Below are 15,956 nucleotides of genomic sequence, written 5' to 3'. Positions count from 1 at the left end.
CCCGCCACCAGGAGCTTGAGCCCATGTCCACGCCGATCGACGAGCGCAGCCTAGACACGCTGTTCCGCGCCGCCCGCACCCATAACGGCTGGCAGGACAAGCCCGTGCCGGAAAGCCTGCTGCGCCAGGTGTTCGATCTGGCGAAGATGGGCCCGACCAGCGCCAATTGCAGCCCGATGCGCCTCGTGTTCGTCACCAGCGCCGAGGGCAAGGAGCGCCTCAAGCCCGCCCTCTCCGCCGGCAACCTGGACAAGACCATGGCGGCCCCGGTCACCGCGATCGTCGCGCAGGACACGCAGTTCTACGAGCTCCTGCCGAAGCTGTTCCCCCATGCCGACGCCAGGTCCTGGTTCGTCGGCAACGAGGCGCTGATCCAGGCGACCATGTTCCGCAACGCGAGCCTGCAGGGCGCCTATCTCATCATGGCGGCGCGCGCGCTCGGGCTCGATTGCGGCCCGATGTCCGGCTTCGATCAGGCCAAGGTCAATGCCGAGTTCTTCCCGGACGGCCGCTTCCAGGCGAACTTCCTGTGCAATCTCGGCTACGGCAATCCCGAGAAGCTGTTCCCGCGCAGCCCGCGCTTCGACTTCGAAGACGTTTGCACGTTCGCTTGACGAGGAGGCGGGGCACGCCCGGCGTGCCCCGCCCAAGCCCGGTCCCACCATGATCGATCTAGCCCGTATCCGCGCCGAGACGCCGGCAACCGCTCGGCGCGCCTATCTGCACAACGCCGGCGCCGCACTGATGCCGACCCCGGTCGTGGACGCGATCAAGCGGCACCTCGACCTCGAGGCGGAGATCGGCGGCTATGCCGCCGCCGCCGCTGAGGCAGCGCAGCTCGATGCGGTCTACGGCTCGGTTGCGCGGCTCGTGAACGCCCAACCGGACGAGATCGCGCTCATGGATAACGCGACCATCGCCTGGCAGATGGCGTTCTATTCCCTGCCCTTCCGGGCGGGCGACCGGATCCTGACCGCCGAGGCGGAATATGCCGCCAACTACGTGGCTTATCTGCAGACGGCGAAGCGGACCGGCGTCACGATCGACGTCGTGCCGAGCGATGCGGACGGCGCGCTCGACGTGGGCGCCCTCGAGCGCATGATCGACAAGCGGGTCAAGCTGATCGCCATCACCTGGGTCCCGACCAACGGCGGGCTCACCAACCCGGCTGCCGCGGTCGGTCGGATCGCGCGCGCCCACGGCATCCCCTATCTGCTCGACGCCTGCCAGGCGGTCGGCCAGATGCCGGTCGACGTCGAGGCGGTCGGCTGCGACATCCTGTCGGCGACCGGCCGCAAGTTCCTGCGCGGGCCACGCGGCACCGGCTTCCTCTATGTGCGCAAGAGCCTGCTCGAGACGCTCGAGCCGCCGATGATCGACCATTTCGCGGCCCCCTGGGTCGCGCGCGACCGCTACGCGCTCCGCCCCGACGCGCGCCGGTTCGAGAATTGGGAGAACAATTACGCGGCACGCGCCGGCCTCGGCGTCGCCGTCGACTATGCGCTGGCGCTCGGGCTGGACGCGATCGAGGCGCGCTGCCGCCTGCTCGCGCGCCGGCTGCGCGCGGGCCTGGCCGAGATCCGGGGCGTGACCGTGCGCGACCTCGGCCGCGATCCTTCGGCCATCGTGAGCTTCACGGTCGACGGCCACGACGCCCCGGCGGTGGTCGCCGCGGCGGCCGCGGCCGGCATTACCATCGGCGCCTCGCCGCCGTCGAGCACGCGGCTCGACGCCGAGGCCCGCGCGCTCCCGCCGCTCGTGCGCGCCTCGCCGCACTACTACAACACCGAGGACGAGGTGGATCGGCTGGTCGCGGTGTGCAGTAACCTGACCTGACCGTCATTCCCGCGCAGGCGGGAATCCAGCAAGAGCCGCGTCTGCGGCGATATGACTCCTGTCCGCGCTGCCGCGCGTAAGGAACTGGGTCCCCGCCTGCGCGGGGACGACGAATTGAAATGACCTCACATCATCGGTGCCGGCAGCACCGTGTCGCTCAAGACCGGGTAGCGTGCCCGGGCGTTGAACAGCTGGTAATGCCACCATTCGTTCCGATAGAAGTCCCAGCCGGCCGTCGTCATGAGGCCCATGAGGATCAGCCGGTTGCGCTGGGCCTCGGCCGAAACCTCGGTGCTGCCGTGGTGCGAGAGCGGCGTGAAGGCGTCGAATCCGGTACCCATGTCGAGCTCCGTCCCGTCGCGGTCGACGAGGTTGAGGTCGATGGCGACGCCGCGCGAATGGGGCGAGCCGCGGCGCGGGTCGGCGAGGAATTCGGGGTCCGGGCGGAAGTTCCATAATTTCCATTGCGCTTCCGACGGGCGGAACGCATCGAAAAGCTTGAGCTTGAGCCCCTGCCGGCCGGCGAGGTCGATCGCGCGATCCAGGCATTCGACGGCGTCCGGATGCAAATAGCACGCGGAACGCGTATAGACCGGCGCACCGGTGAAATTGTTCGATGTGGCGTAGGCGATGTCGAGGAGGACGTCGTGAGTGGCTTCGGTGATTTCGACCAGCATGTTCCCCAGCGTGTTCCAGTGACCGTGCGGCAAAGAGCGAGCGTTTCAGTTAGCACGGGCCGCAGCCGGTGAGCGAGCGGGTGATCGAGCGGGTGGTCGAGCGCTGGGACCCGCTGCTCGCGTTCGACTGTTCCGGCGCCAGCTGCTCGGCCGCCGTCCTCGTCGACGGCACGATCCGCGCCGACCGGTTCCAGGCCATGGAGCGCGGCCAGGCCGAGGCGCTGCTGCCGATGATCGAGGCCGCGATGGCCGAGGCCGGCCTCGATTGGCCGGATCTCACGGCAATCGCGACCACCGTCGGCCCCGGGTCCTTCACCGGCGTGCGGCTTGGCCTGTCGGCGGCGCGCGGCCTGGCGCTTGCCGCCGGCAAGCCGGTTGTGGCGCTCACCGCGTTCGAGGCGGTCGTGGCCGGCCTCACGCCGGACGCCCTCAGTCCGGGCGGGCGGCCGGTCGCGGTTGCGATCGACAGCCGGCGCGGCCCGGTCTTCGCCCAGCGCTTCACCCCCGCGCTGCAGCCGGCGGGCGAGCCGGCCCAGCTCGAGCCTGACGAGGTTGCGGACTGGCTCGGCCCAGGCCCCTGGCGCATCACCGGCGACGGCGTCGCCAACCTTGCGGAGATACGGTTCGCCGCCGACATCGCGGTCGACGCCACACCCCGGCGCATCCGGGCGGGCGATCTCGCCCGCGCGGCGGCGGCGCTCGGCCCCGCCGGCATCGACCGGCTGCCGGCCCATCCGCTCTATCTGCGCGCACCCGACGTGACGCAGCCGAAGCCGCGGCCATGAGCAAACTCAAAGACAAGACCGATCTCGCCATCGTGCCGCTCGGCGCCGCGGAGATCCGCGTCGCGGCGCTGATCCACAAGGAGGCATTCGGCTTCGACGCCTGGGACGAGCGCGCTATCGGCGATCTCCTGGCCATGCCTGGCGCGGTCGGCCGTCTGGCGGTCGATCGGGCGGCCGAGCCGCCAGAGCCGCTAGGCTTCACGCTCCTGCTGTTCGTGGCCGAGGATGCCGAGCTCTTGACCGTCGGCGTGCGCCCGGCGACGCGGCGGCGCGGCGTTGCGACCCGACTGATGCAGGACTTCTTCGAAGTCGCCCGGACGCGCAAGGCGACCAACGCCTTTCTCGAAGTCGCGGCCGACAATATTCCGGCTCAGCGCCTTTATTCACGCCTGGGCTTCCTCGTCGAGGGCACACGGCGCGACTATTACAAGAGGCCGGGAAACAAGCGCGTGGCGGCCCATCTGTTGCGTCGCCCGATCAGCAAAAACAGCGAGTCGTGACCGACGCGAAAACCCGAGTTGTCCGCCGGCGCGCCATTCGCCGGCTGCTGGCGTTCCACACCGCCGATTCCGACCGCAAAGACTGTCCAAGCGGTTAGGCTTCGAAATATCTTTCGCATCCGCACAAAGTCAGCTCATCGGCTACCTTTTTACCTTTCGCGCTATTCCACGGCCGCGTGTTGCAAAATTTTTTCCGCGACAAGCCTTTGCTGCTGGCGGGATCGGTCGAAAAACATTTAAGAGTTATTGCATTACGTCAGCAGCCAACCTATCTTGCCCCGCGCGATTTACCTTGGGGCAAGAAAGCATGACTGAAGAAGCCGAGGGCGTGGATTTGCTGGGTCTTACGACGGAGATCGTGGCGGCTCACGTTTCCAATAATCAAGTGTCCGTCGAGGAATTGCCGATCCTGATCAGCCAGGTTTACCGGTCGCTGTCCTCTATGGGTGCCGCGCCGGAACCTGTCCAGGAGAAGCCGCAGCCTGCCGTCGCCGTGAAGAAGTCGGTTCATCCGGACTACATCATCTGCCTGGAGGACGGGAAGAAGCTGAAGATGCTGAAGCGGCATCTGAAGACCTCCTACAACATGACGCCGGAGGAATACCGCGAGCGCTGGGGCCTGCCGCCGGACTATCCGATGGTGGCGCCGAATTACGCTTTGCAGCGCAGCAAGCTCGCGAAGGAAATCGGCCTCGGCACGCGCGCCCGTCGTGACGATTAGGGCGCGACGACTAGGGCACGACGACTAGCCGAACGCGAACCGGAAGCCGGAGGGTGCCAGCGGCGGCGCGGCGAACACATCGCCCCGACGCCGGGCGCCCTCTGCCGGCTTCCGCCGCCCCGACGCACGCGCATCGACGACATCCTCGATTGGCCGTAGGCTCCCGACCAAGGTTTCGGTATAGTTTATAGCAGCGTCGCATAGTTGGATGGCGGTCTTGGGAATGGTTTCGCGCCTAGAGCAGATCTGTATCGACAAGGGCCTCAAGATGACCGATCAGCGCCGGGTCATCGCGCGCGTCCTGTCGGAGGCCGATGACCATCCGGACGTCGAAGCCGTCTATCGCCGCGCGACGGTCGTCGATCCCAAGATCTCGATCGCGACGGTCTATCGCACCGTGCGCCTGTTCGAGGAGGCGAACATCCTCGAACGCCATGATTTCGGCGACGGGCGCGCGCGCTATGAAGAGCGCCCGGCGGACCATCACGACCACCTGATCGACGTGCAGTCGGGCCGGGTCGTCGAGTTCCAGAACGCCGCGATCGAAGAGCTGCAGCATCGCGTCGCCCAGGAGCTGGGCTACAAGCTGGTCGGCCATCGCCTGGAGCTCTATGCCGTGCCGATCGCCGGCAGCGAGCGCAAGCCGGGCTGAGCGACTGATGAGCGCTGCCCGATGAGCGCTGCCGGCGCGTGACCCAATTCGCGACCAACGGCCTGAGCTTCATGAGGCTCAGCGCCTATCTCGCCGTGACGGCGACCGCCCTGCCGGTGCAGGTGCTGGCGCTCGTCTTCGGCTGGCAGCGCGTCAGCCGCGACCTGCCGCGGCTCTATCACGGCCTGGTCTGCCGGATCCTGGGCTTCCGGATCCGCGTCAAGGGCAGCCTCTCGTCGGCGCGGCCGACGCTGTTCGTCTCGAACCATGCGTCCTACATCGACATCGAGGTGCTGGGCGCGCTCATCACCGGCTCCTTCGTCGCCAAGAGCGAGGTCAAGACCTGGCCGGTGTTCGGCGTGCTGGCGCAGCTCCAGCGCACGGTGTTCGTCGATCGCCGGGTCCGCAGCTCGGCCGAACAGCGCGACAGCCTGGCCGGCCGGCTCCAGGCCGGCGACAACCTGATCCTGTTCCCCGAGGGCACCAGCAACGACGGCAACCGCCTGAAGCCGTTCAAGAGCGCGCTCTTCAGCGCTGCCGAAATCCGCATCGACGGCCATGCGTTGGCGGTACAGCCGGTAACCATCGCCTATGTCCGCTTGAACGGCGCACCGATCGGGCGCCATATGCGTCCCTACTTCGCCTGGTACGGTGATATGGCGCTCGCCGATCATCTCTGGCATCTGGCGGGACTGGGCCTCGCGGAAGTGCTGGTCGAGTTCCATGAGCCGGTGACGGTGGAGGCGCTCGGCTCGCGCAAGCGGCTGGCCGAGCATTGCGAGCGCGTGATCGCCGCAGCCCTCGCCGACGCCAACAGCGGCCGGCACGACGACGTGATCGTCGCCGACGCGTCGGCCGTCGCCGCGTGATCGCCGTGGCCGGGACGATAAGGCAGATCGACAGGACCAGAGGTCCCCTTTGACGAAGAAGCTCTACATCAAGACCTACGGCTGTCAGATGAACGTCTACGACTCGGCCCGCATGGCCGACGTCCTGGCGCCGCTGGGATACAGCCCCGCCGAGACACCGGACGGCGCCGACATGGTCATCCTCAACACCTGCCACATCCGCGAGAAGGCGGAGGAGAAGGTGTTCTCGGACCTGGGCCGCCTGAAGCCGTTCAAGCAGGCGAAGACCGGCGAGGGCGGCGACATGATCATCGCCGTCGCCGGCTGCGTGGCGCAGGCCGAGGGCGCCGAGATCATGCGCCGTGCGCCCTATGTCGACATCGTGCTGGGGCCACAGACCTATCACCGCCTGCCCGAGATGGTGGCGCGCGCTGCCCGCGCAGTGCCCGGGCCGGACGGCAAGGGCCGCGGCATCCTCGACACCGAATTTCCGGCCGAGGCCAAGTTCGACTTCCTGCCGGACGAGAGCACGGCGCCCGGCGTCTCGGCCTTTCTGTCGATCCAGGAGGGTTGCGACAAGTTCTGCACCTTCTGCGTCGTGCCCTACACGCGGGGTGCGGAATATTCGCGGCCGACCGAGGCCGTGCTGGCCGAGGCGCGGCGGCTCGCCGCCCGCGGGGCGCGCGAGATCACGCTCCTGGGCCAGAACGTCAACGCCTATCACGGCGAGGCGCCCGACGGCGGTGCCTGGGGCCTCGCCCGGCTTGCCTATGCGCTGGCCGAGATCCCGGGCGTCGAGCGCATCCGCTACACGACCTCGCACCCGCGCGACGTCGACGACGCGCTGATCGCGGCGCACGGCGACTTGGCCCAGTTGATGCCGTTCCTGCACCTGCCGGTGCAGTCGGGCAGCGACCGGATCCTCGACGCGATGAACCGCAAGCACAATGTGGCGCTCTATCGCCGGCTCATCGACCGGTTCCGTGCGGCCAGGCCCGACATGGCCTTCTCGTCCGACTTCATCGTGGGTTTCCCGGGCGAATGCGACGAGGATTTCCAGGCGACGCTTGCACTCGTGCGCGAGGTCGGCTTCGCCCAGGCCTTCTCGTTCCGCTATTCGCCGCGGCCCGGCACACCGGCCGCCAATCTCGAGACCCAAGTGCCGGACGCGGTCGCCCAGGCGCGGCTCCTGGAGCTGCAGGACCTGCTGGAGCAGCAGCAGCGCGCGTTCTTCGCCGGCATGATCGGCCGCACGTTGCCCGTGCTGTTCGAGAAGCCCGGCCGCCACGACGGCCAGCTGATCGGTCGCAGCCCGTATCTGCAGGGCGTCCATTGCCTGGCCCATCCGCGCCTCATCGGCACGATCCACGACGTGCGCATTACCGAGGCCACGCTGCAGAGCCTGGGCGGCAAGCTCGTGCTGCTGGGTGACGAGGCGGCGAGCGCCGCATGAGTCCGCCCCTGCCGCCGACCGCGCCCCCCAACCCGACCGCGCCCGCGAGTCCGACCGCCGCCACTCGGGGCCAGGCGCCGCTGCCGCCCGCACCGGTGCAGATGACGTTCGACGACAATTCGCTGCTCGCCCATCTGGTCGGCGAGCACGACCAGCACCTGGAGCGGATCGAGCGGCGCCTCGGCGTCCATCTGGTCGTGCGCGGCAATCTGGTGACGATCGAGGGCCCGGCGCCCTCGGTCGAGCAGGCGCGCATCGTGCTCGCGACGCTCTACGACCGGCTCCGGCGCGGGCTCGCCGTCGACCCGGCCGAGGTCGACGCGGTGCTGCGCGTGACCCCGCCGATCCAGCCCGAGACGGCGCCGCGCGCCCGTGCCACGCCCGAGCCGGAACCGATCCGCACGCGCAAGCGGCAGATCACCGCCCGCTCTGTGACCCAGCGCACCTATATCCAGGCGCTGCGCCAGAACGACCTGGTGTTCGGGCTCGGGCCTGCCGGCACGGGCAAGACCTATCTGGCGGTCGCCGCCGCCGTCGACATGCTGATGACCGGCCAGGTCCAGCGCATCATCCTGTCGCGTCCGGCGGTCGAGGCGGGCGAGCGCCTGGGCTTCCTGCCCGGCGATCTCAAGGACAAGGTCGATCCCTACTTGCGCCCGCTCTACGACGCGCTGCACGACATGCTGCCGGCCGATCAGATCCTGAAGCGGCTCGGCAACGGCGACATCGAGGTGGCGCCGCTCGCCTTCATGCGCGGCCGCACGCTCGCCCATGCCTTCGTCATCCTGGACGAGGCGCAGAACACGACGTCCGTGCAGATGAAGATGTTCCTGACCCGGCTCGGCGAGGGTTCGCGCATGGCGGTAACGGGCGATCTCTCGCAGATCGACCTGCCGCGCGGCACGCAATCGGGCCTGACCGATGCGCTCGAGACGCTCGAAGGGGTGGAGGGGATCGCGACCATCCGCTTCGGCGAGGACGACGTGGTGCGCCATCCGATGGTCCAGCGCATCGTGCACGCCTACAACGCGCGCGACCGGCAGCGCGCGGCGGCGCGCGCCGCGGAACCGGACCCGTCGCCATGAGCGATCCCGCCATTATCGTCTCGGTCGAGGCAGAGGGTTGGCGCGAGGCGCTGCCCGACGTGGAAGCCTGGATCGCCGGCCTCGCCCGGCGCGGGCTCGAGGCGGCCTGCCCCGGCATCGGCCTCGCAGGAATCAGCATCCTCCTCGCCGACGATGCGACCGTGCACGAGCTCAATCGCACTTGGCGCGGCAAGGACAGCCCGACCAACGTACTGTCGTTCCCGGCAACCGAGACGGCCGAGGGCGAGGTGCCCGAGCCGGAATTCGCGGGCTTGCCGCTCGAACTTGGCGACATCGCCCTTGCCTACGAGACCTGCGAGCGCGAATCTGAAGCACAGGGCAAGCGGTTCGCCGATCATGTCGCCCATCTCGTGCTGCACGGCACGCTGCACCTTATCGGCTTCGATCATCTGGCCGAGGACCAGGCGCAGCGGATGGAAGCGCTGGAGATCCGCATCCTGGCAGGGCTCGGCATTGCCGATCCCTATGAGAGCGACCTGGCTGGCGCGATCGATGACTGACGCCTCCTCCTATCCCAAGACACGCGACAGCGACACGCCGCCCAGCCTATGGGACCGGCTGAAGCGCTGGGCCGGCGCCACCGCGGCCGACAACGGCAGCGACGACGTCGAAGGCACCGAAGCATTCGACAGCCACGAGCGCGCGCTGATCGAGAACGTGCTGAAGCTGCGCGACCTCACGGCCTGGGACGTCATGGTGCCGCGCGTCGACATCGTCGCGGTCGAGCTCTCGACCCATTTCGCCGAGGTCGTGAAGCTCTTCGTCGAGGAAGGCCATTCGCGCCTGCCGGTTTACGAGGACGATCTCGACCACATCGTCGGCATGGTCCACGTCAAGGACGTCATGGGCTATGTCGCGGCCGGCCGCAGCCCGTCGCTGCAGAAGCTCCTGCGCAAGGTGCTGTTCGTCGCCCCGTCGTCGCGGGTGCTGGACCTGCTCTCGCAAATGCGCCAGCAGCGCGTGCACATGGCGTTCGTCGTCGACGAGTTCGGCGGCATCGACGGCCTCATCACGATCGAGGACCTGGTCGAGGAGATCGTCGGCGACATCGAGGACGAGCATGACGAGACCGAACCGGCCCATATCCTGGAGCGTGCCGACGGCAGCCTGATCGTCGACGCGCGCACGCCGATCGAGGAACTGGAGGCGGCACTCGATGCCCGGCTGCTCATGCCCGATGCCGAGGAGGAGGTCGACACCGTCGGCGGCCTCATCTTCATGCTCGCGGGCCATGTCCCGTTGCGCGGCGAGACCATCGCGCACCCGAGCGGCTTCACCTTCGAGGTGCTGGATGCCGACCAGCGGCGCCTGCGCCGCCTGCGTGTCCGACGCCAACCCAAGATCGAACCGGCCGGTGATGACATCTGAACAGGTGCAAGCCCGCGCGGGCGGCGTGTTCGGCGCGCCCTTGCCGCAGCTCGCCCGGCGAATGGCGCTCGCCAGCGGCTGGCGCCGTGCCGGCATCGCGCTGGCGCTCGGCCTGCTGGCGGCGGGCGCGATGCCGCCGTTCAACCTGGTGCCGCTGCTCTTCATCGCGTTCCCCGGCCTCGTCTGGCTGATCGACGGCCGCCTCGGCTGGCGCGGCGCCTTCGCCGACGGCTTCCTCTGGGGCCTGGGCTTCTACGTGCCCAGCCTCTATTGGACGACCGAGGCGATGTTCGTCGATATCGCGCAGTTCTGGTGGATGGTGCCGTTCGCGCTCCTGGGCCTGCCGGCACTGCTGGCGGTCTATAACGGGGCGGCAACCGCACTGGCCCATCGCGTGGCGCGGCCCGGCGTCGCGCGCATCCTGGCGCTGGCGGCCGCCTGGGGCCTCGCCGAATGGCTGCGCGGCCATATGCTGACCGGCTTCCCCTGGGTGCTGATCGGCTATACCTGGTCGGGCGACGCGCTGCCGCTCCTTGCCGGGCTGCAATGGGTGTCGGTCATCGGCATCTATGGCGTGAGTGTCGCGACCGTGCTGGTCGCGGCCCTCCCCGCCCGCCTCGGCGCGCCCGACCGGTCGGCGCTGGCGCCGCTTCTGGGCCTCGCGGGCCTCGCGGCGGCCCTCGGCTGGGGCGGCCTGCGCCTCGCCGGCGGCCCGGACCCGCTGATGGCCGGCGTGACGCTGCGCCTGGTGCAGCCGGCGTTCCAGCAGACGGCCGTCTCGACGCGCGAGCTCGAGGTCGCGCGCATCCAGCGGCTCCTCGCCATGGCGCAAAGCCCGGGCGCCGACAAGGTCACGGCACAGATCTGGCCCGAAGGCTCCGTCGGCACGTTCATCAACCTCGATACCCGTGTCCGGCAGGCGATCGGCGCCGTCGCGCCGGCGAACGGCTTGGTCATCACCGGCACGCTCCGCGGCGAGGTCGACGGCCAGGGCAACATCACCCAAGCCTGGAACAACATCTCGGCCATCGATCCGAGCGGCACGATCGTCGGCAGCTACGACAAGTTCCATCTGGTGCCGTTCGGCGAATATGTGCCGTTCCACAAGTACCTGCAGTTCAATCAGATCGTCGCCCGGCGCTTCGATTTCTCGACCGGCCCCGGCCCGGTGACGATCCCGGCCGGCCCGCTGCCGCCGGCCGGGCCGATCATCTGCTACGAGGCGATCTTTCCGCACGACGTGATCGACGAGGCGCATCGGCCGGGCTGGATCCTGAACGTCACCAATGATGCCTGGTTCGGCACCTCGACCGGGCCGCACCAGCATTTCGCGATCGCCCGCACGCGCGCGGTTGAGGAAGGCCTGCCGCTCGTCCGCGCGGCGAACACGGGCATTTCCGGTGTGGTCGACGCCCACGGCCGTGTGCTGGCGAGCCTCGGGCTCGGCCGCTCGGGCGTGCTCGACGTGCCGCTGCCGGCGGCCCTGCCGGAGGCGACACCTTACGGTCGCTGGGGCGACGACGCGTTCTTCGTGCTGATTGTGGTGCTGGGCGGGGCGGCAGTTGGCGTCGCCCGACGCCGCTGAAGAGGGCTCCTGAGGAACCGAACACCAGGCGATGCGTTGAAAAAGATCGGTACGTGCCTTCGTGCCGACGTCGTCATCGCCAGGTTGATAGTCCATGGCTCAAAATCTTTCCGGCTCCCCTGTGCGCAAACGGCCCGTCCGCCGCCGTCCGAAACTGGATCGACCCAACCCCATCGACGTCCATGTCGGCGCCCGGGTCCGGCTGCGACGCACGCTGCTCGGTCTTTCCCAGGAGAAATTGGGCGAGGCGATCGGCCTCACTTTCCAGCAGGTGCAGAAATACGAGCGCGGCGCCAACCGGATCGGCGCATCGCGGCTGTGGGAATTATCGGGCGTGCTCGACGTACCGGTCCAGTTCTTCTTCAGCGAGATGAGCCCGGATACGGTCGAGGCCATGCGGCAGATCCAGCAGAGCCAGGGGCTCTCGCCGCCGCCCGCCGTTGCGTTCGAAGCCGAGCCGATGGCGCGGCGCGAGACGCTTGAACTCGTTCGGGCTTATTATCGCATCGCAGAGCCGGCGGTGCGGCGGCGGCTGTTCGAGCTCACCAAAGCGCTGGCGCCGGCGGAGAGCGACGACGCGACGGACAATTGAGCCTCGCGTCAGAGTCGTCACCAAAAGTCTTGACGACAAGCGAGCACGTCTCGCAAGAAAGGCGGCCGCCAACATGCTTGGTGACTTGGGCAGACGTGCGCCCACCGGTCGGCGAGGGGCCGACGTCGGGGAAAGCCGTCATTGAGGAGAGGTTGACCTTGGTCAAGACCGACTACGTATTCACCAGCGAATCCGTTTCCGAAGGCCATCCGGACAAGGTCTGCGACCGGATCTCGGATTCGATCGTCGATCTGTATCTGGGCGCCGACCCGCAGGCCCGCATCGCCGTCGAGACCCTGGCCACGACCAATCGCGTCGTTTTGGCCGGCGAGGTCCGTGGTCCCGCCTCGGTGACCCACGACCGCCTGATCGAGACCGCGCGCCAGGCGATCAAGGACATCGGCTACGAGCAGGCGGGCTTCCACTGGAAGAATGCCGAGATCGAATGCCACGTCCATGAGCAGTCGGTCGACATCGCCGTCGGCGTCGATGCCGCCGGCAACAAAGACGAGGGTGCCGGCGACCAGGGCATCATGTTCGGCTACGCCGTGCGCGAGACCGAAGAGCTGATGCCGGCGCCGATCTACTACGCCCACAACATCCTGCGCTCGCTCTCGGCCGCCCGCCATGCCGACGCGAACTCGCTCTTGGGCCCCGACGCCAAGAGCCAGGTCTCGCTGCAGTACAAGAACGGCAAGCCGGTCGGCGCCACCTCGATCGTCGTCTCGACCCAGCACGACGAGAGCGTCGACGTCGCCGAGGTGCGCGAGATCGTCCGCCCGCACGTCTTGAAGGTCCTGCCGGAAGGCTGGATGTGCCCGGAGGACAAGTTCTACGTCAACCCGACCGGCCGCTTCGTCATCGGCGGCCCGGACGGCGACGCGGGCCTCACCGGCCGCAAGATCATCGTCGACACCTATGGCGGTGCTGCCCCGCACGGCGGCGGCGCCTTCTCGGGCAAGGACCCGACGAAGGTCGACCGCTCGGCCGCCTATGCCGCGCGCTATCTGGCGAAGAATGTCGTCGGTGCCGGCCTGGCCGACCGCTGCACGATCCAGCTCAGCTACGCGATCGGCGTGTCGCATCCGCTGTCGGTCTACATCGACACGGCCGGCACCGGCCGGGTCGACGAGGAGAAGCTGTCGGCCGTGCTGCAGGAGCTGGTCAACCTCACGCCGCGCGGCATCCGCACGCATCTCGGCCTCAACCGGCCGATCTATACGCGCACCTCGAGCTACGGCCACTTCGGCCGCGCAGCCGAGGCCGACGGCGGCTTCTCGTGGGAACGGCTCGACCTGGTCGACGAGCTGAAGCGCATCTTCGGCTAAGATGACCGAAACGACGGACGCGGCGCCACCGCGCCGCGACCGTCTGCACGGGCGGCGGCGCGGCCACAAGCTGCGCGCCGCCCAGCAGCGCCTTCTGGACGAGGCGCTGCCCCAGTTGAAACTCTCCATGGACGAACTCGCGGCCAAAGGGCCGGCGGGTATCTTCCCGAAGCCGCCACGGGCCGTCTGGCTCGAGATCGGCTTCGGCGGCGGCGAGCATCTGGCGGCGCAGGCGGCCAACAACCCTGATATCGGCCTCATCGGCTGCGAAGTGTTCGAGAACGGCATCGTCCAGATGCTGGGCCATGTCACGCGCGACAGCAGCACGAACATCCGCGTCGCGACCGAGGACGCGCGGCGCGTGCTCGACATCCTGCCGCCGGCCTCGCTCGACCGGGTGTTCATCCTGTTCCCCGATCCGTGGCGCAAGACCCGGCACCACAAGCGCCGCCTGGTCCAGGCCGAAACGCTCGACCGCCTGGCCGAGCTGATGGCGGACGGGGCGGAGCTCCGGCTCGCCACAGACCATGTCGACTACCTGCGCTGGATGCTGGCGCGCGCGACCGACCACCCGGCATTCGAGTGGCTCGCCCGTGGACCCGCCGACTGGCGCGAGCGTCCCGAGGACTGGCCGCAGACCCGCTACGAGGCAAAGGCCATCGCCCAGGGTCGGCGGCCGGCGTTCCTGCGCTTGAAACGCCGGCCGCGTATCTAGGGCCGGATCGAATAGTTAGAGCCCGCGCCGGATACACGCAGAGTGTCGTCGATCCAGTCGCAAACGGCGGCGACGCGGGGTAGATGGCGCAGCTCGGGATGGACGAGCAGCCAAAGCTCGCGTGCCGGCAGCGTGCGTTTCTCGTCGAGCCGGCGCAGGCCTGGTTGCCGGTCGGCGACGAGGCACGGCAGAAGGGCCCGTCCGAGCCCGGCCTCGACTGCCTGCATCAGCGCCGCCGCGTCGTTGAACGCCACTGGTGCCACCGCATCTCTGGCACGCGCGGCATCCGCCACCCAGCGCGCCTGCGGCAGGCGCGCCATGCCCTCCTCATAGGTAACCCAGGGCAGCGCCGCCGCATCCGCGATCGATGCTGCGGCGTAGACGCCGTAGGCGAGATGGCCGACCCGGCGGGCAAGGATGCGGTCGCCGGTGCCCGCATCCGGCCGCGCCAAGCGCAGCGCCACGTCAGCCTCGCGCCGGGTCAGGCTCAGGTCCCGGGGCTCGGCCACAAGCTCCAACCGCAGCCCCGGGTGGCGCGCAGCAAGTCCGGGACTCGCCGGCGCCAGCACATGGCTCACGAGCAGCGGCACGGCGGTGAGCCGCACCGTGCCGGCGGCAGCCATGGCCGTACCCGCTACGGCCGCAATGAAGCCGCCGACCGAGGCTTCGACCGACTCGGCATGGGCGAGCGCTCGCTCGCCCGCCTCCGTCGGCTGCAGCGTGCCGTCGGCCGCCCGCTCGAACAGCCGGGCGGCCAGGACCTGCTCTGCCGCACGCAGGCGCCGACCGACCGTGGTCGGATCGACGCCCAGGAGCCGCCCCGCCCCGCCGAGCGAACGCGCCCGGCCGAGCGCCAGGATGAAGCGGAGATCGTCCCATTGGATAGCCTGCATATTTGCAGCATAGCGCAGCGGAACTACGGCTCGGCACGGCAAAAACGACGCGCGAGAATGACGGCCTCATTTGAGGGAGATGTGCCATGCCGCTGTTTGCCGTGTTGTTCGAAGACCATACCGCCGACGCCGACGCGATTCGCCGCCGGCTCATGCCGGAGCATCTGGCCTTCCTCGAGCGCCACGCCGGGACCATCGAGGCGGCCGGGCCGCTCAAGGCCGCCGACGGCAGTCCGGCCGGCGGCCTGTGGCTGGTCACGGCCGAGACGGCCGAGGCCGTCGAGCGCCTGGTGCACGAGGACCCGTTCTGGCCGACGGGCCTCCGCAAATCGGTCCGGATTTGCGCTTGGACCCAGGTGTTCGCCGGCGGCCGTCGCCGGATCTGAGCGTCAGTCCAGCGCTGCCATGAGCGCCGGCAGTGCCACGCGCGTGGCCAGCGTCAGCGGCTCGGGCAGGGCATCGAGCGGGAACCAGTCGAACGCGTCGTGCTTCTCCGGCTCCATGAGCCGGGGCTCGCCCTCGAAGCGATCGACCAGATAGACCGGCGCCAGCCAGTGGGTTCCGGCCGCGGCGTCGATCTGGTCGGTCAGGCACAGGAGCCGCTCCGGCCGGATGCCGAGGCCCAGCTCCTCCCTGACCTCGCGCGCGACCGCTGTCGCGGCCGGCTCCAGCCAGTCGACCTTGCCGCCCGGCAGACCCCAATGCCCGGGCTCCGGCGGATGGCGGCGCCTGATCAGCAGGATCCGGCGGTCGACGACGATCGCAGCGCCACAACCGACGCGAGGTTCAGGATTCATGAGCCCCCTCTTTCCATCGCGGTATGATGCGGCTTCAGCGAAATCGCGGGAGCCCAAGAATCCTCCGACCGGCGCGCGTCTGCTGCGCGCACCGGGCGCC

General features: G+C 69.0%; 19 protein-coding genes. 16 read left to right on the top strand and 3 right to left on the bottom strand.

The features are described 5' to 3' along the window. Positions 1–23: 23 nt before the first annotated feature. Together IEY58_RS00865 and IEY58_RS00860 are read left to right on the top strand one after the other, a co-directional pair. Positions 24–614 (top strand): malonic semialdehyde reductase, encoded by a 591-nt coding sequence (locus IEY58_RS00865; protein ID WP_189041457.1) that lies wholly within the window; start codon positions 24–26, stop codon positions 612–614. Positions 615–663: 49 nt separating this feature from the next. After that, positions 664–1,836 (top strand): aminotransferase class V-fold PLP-dependent enzyme, encoded by a 1,173-nt coding sequence (locus IEY58_RS00860; RefSeq protein WP_189041455.1) that lies wholly within the window; start codon positions 664–666, stop codon positions 1,834–1,836. Between the two features lie 125 nt (positions 1,837–1,961). Here the strand turns inward: IEY58_RS00860 and ddpX are convergent, their stop codons facing one another. After that, the gene (gene ddpX / locus IEY58_RS00855) at positions 1,962–2,513 is read right to left on the bottom strand and encodes a D-alanyl-D-alanine dipeptidase (RefSeq protein ID WP_189041453.1); all 552 of its coding nucleotides are present in this window, start codon (positions 2,511–2,513) and stop codon (positions 1,962–1,964) included. Between the two features lie 68 nt (positions 2,514–2,581). On the opposite strand from ddpX, the gene tsaB reads away from it, so the two are divergent. The 13 genes from tsaB to trmB all read left to right on the top strand — a co-directional run bounded on the left by tsaB (position 2,582) and on the right by trmB (position 14,166). Continuing rightward, positions 2,582–3,298: a tRNA (adenosine(37)-N6)-threonylcarbamoyltransferase complex dimerization subunit type 1 TsaB gene (tsaB, locus tag IEY58_RS00850; protein ID WP_229743398.1), complete on the top strand. Its 717-nt coding sequence runs from the start codon at positions 2,582–2,584 to the stop codon at positions 3,296–3,298. Beyond that, positions 3,295–3,798 (top strand): GNAT family N-acetyltransferase, encoded by a 504-nt coding sequence (locus tag IEY58_RS00845; RefSeq protein ID WP_189041451.1) that lies wholly within the window; start codon positions 3,295–3,297, stop codon positions 3,796–3,798. Before tsaB ends, IEY58_RS00845 begins: the two co-directional genes overlap by 4 nt. Positions 3,799–4,105: 307 nt before the next feature. Next, positions 4,106–4,519 (top strand): MucR family transcriptional regulator, encoded by a 414-nt coding sequence (locus IEY58_RS00840; protein ID WP_189041449.1) that lies wholly within the window; start codon positions 4,106–4,108, stop codon positions 4,517–4,519. 223 nt (positions 4,520–4,742) lie between these two features. After that, complete coding sequence (locus IEY58_RS00835; protein WP_189041447.1) at positions 4,743–5,171, top strand: Fur family transcriptional regulator; 429 nt, start codon at positions 4,743–4,745, stop codon at positions 5,169–5,171. A gap of 38 nt (positions 5,172–5,209) precedes the next feature. After that, positions 5,210–6,040 carry a lysophospholipid acyltransferase family protein gene (locus IEY58_RS00830; RefSeq protein WP_229743397.1) on the top strand — a complete coding sequence of 277 codons (831 nt, stop codon included), beginning with the start codon at positions 5,210–5,212 and terminating at the stop codon, positions 6,038–6,040. Positions 6,041–6,089: 49 nt separating this feature from the next. Then, entirely contained in the window at positions 6,090–7,472 is a 1,383-nt protein-coding gene (miaB, locus tag IEY58_RS00825) for a tRNA (N6-isopentenyl adenosine(37)-C2)-methylthiotransferase MiaB (RefSeq protein ID WP_189041445.1), read from the top strand. Next, a complete protein-coding gene (locus IEY58_RS00820) occupies positions 7,469–8,557 on the top strand; it encodes a PhoH family protein (RefSeq protein WP_189041443.1) in 1,089 nt (362 codons plus the stop codon). Before miaB ends, IEY58_RS00820 begins: the two co-directional genes overlap by 4 nt. Further along, on the top strand, positions 8,554–9,078 hold the full coding sequence (gene ybeY, locus IEY58_RS00815) for an rRNA maturation RNase YbeY (RefSeq protein ID WP_189041441.1): 525 nt from the start codon (positions 8,554–8,556) through the stop codon (positions 9,076–9,078). Before IEY58_RS00820 ends, ybeY begins: the two co-directional genes overlap by 4 nt. After that, positions 9,071–9,946 carry a hemolysin family protein gene (locus IEY58_RS00810; RefSeq protein WP_189041432.1) on the top strand — a complete coding sequence of 292 codons (876 nt, stop codon included), beginning with the start codon at positions 9,071–9,073 and terminating at the stop codon, positions 9,944–9,946. The genes ybeY and IEY58_RS00810 overlap by 8 nt, the downstream gene beginning before the upstream one ends. Next, complete coding sequence (lnt, locus tag IEY58_RS00805; protein WP_189041430.1) at positions 9,936–11,531, top strand: apolipoprotein N-acyltransferase; 1,596 nt, start codon at positions 9,936–9,938, stop codon at positions 11,529–11,531. Before IEY58_RS00810 ends, lnt begins: the two co-directional genes overlap by 11 nt. Before the next feature lie 94 nt (positions 11,532–11,625). Continuing rightward, positions 11,626–12,123, top strand: a complete 498-nt coding sequence (locus tag IEY58_RS00800) for a helix-turn-helix domain-containing protein (RefSeq protein ID WP_189041428.1) — start codon at positions 11,626–11,628, stop codon at positions 12,121–12,123. 158 nt (positions 12,124–12,281) lie between these two features. After that, positions 12,282–13,451, top strand: coding sequence for a methionine adenosyltransferase (gene metK, locus IEY58_RS00795; protein WP_189041426.1), 1,170 nt, complete (start codon positions 12,282–12,284; stop codon positions 13,449–13,451). A 1-nt stretch (position 13,452) separates the two neighbouring features. Further along, positions 13,453–14,166 carry a tRNA (guanosine(46)-N7)-methyltransferase TrmB gene (gene trmB, locus IEY58_RS00790; protein ID WP_189041424.1) on the top strand — a complete coding sequence of 238 codons (714 nt, stop codon included), beginning with the start codon at positions 13,453–13,455 and terminating at the stop codon, positions 14,164–14,166. On the opposite strand, the gene IEY58_RS00785 is transcribed toward trmB, so the two are convergent. Then, positions 14,163–15,059, bottom strand: a complete 897-nt coding sequence (locus IEY58_RS00785; RefSeq protein WP_189041422.1) for a LysR family transcriptional regulator — start codon at positions 15,057–15,059, stop codon at positions 14,163–14,165. The genes trmB and IEY58_RS00785 overlap by 4 nt on opposite strands. 86 nt (positions 15,060–15,145) lie before the next feature. Here IEY58_RS00785 and IEY58_RS00780 point away from each other — a divergent pair, with 86 nt between their 5' ends. Beyond that, positions 15,146–15,445 carry a YciI family protein gene (locus tag IEY58_RS00780; RefSeq protein ID WP_189041420.1) on the top strand — a complete coding sequence of 100 codons (300 nt, stop codon included), beginning with the start codon at positions 15,146–15,148 and terminating at the stop codon, positions 15,443–15,445. A 3-nt stretch (positions 15,446–15,448) separates the two neighbouring features. Here the strand turns inward: IEY58_RS00780 and IEY58_RS00775 are convergent, their stop codons facing one another. Further along, entirely contained in the window at positions 15,449–15,856 is a 408-nt protein-coding gene (locus IEY58_RS00775; protein WP_189041418.1) for an NUDIX domain-containing protein, read from the bottom strand. Positions 15,857–15,956 lie beyond the last annotated feature (100 nt).

The sequence above is a fragment of the Aliidongia dinghuensis genome (assembly GCF_014643535.1).
Taxonomy (GTDB): domain Bacteria; phylum Pseudomonadota; class Alphaproteobacteria; order ATCC43930; family CGMCC-115725; genus Aliidongia; species Aliidongia dinghuensis.
Note: the sequence above shows the minus strand (reverse complement) of the source record. Positions and strands in the feature narration are given on the sequence as shown.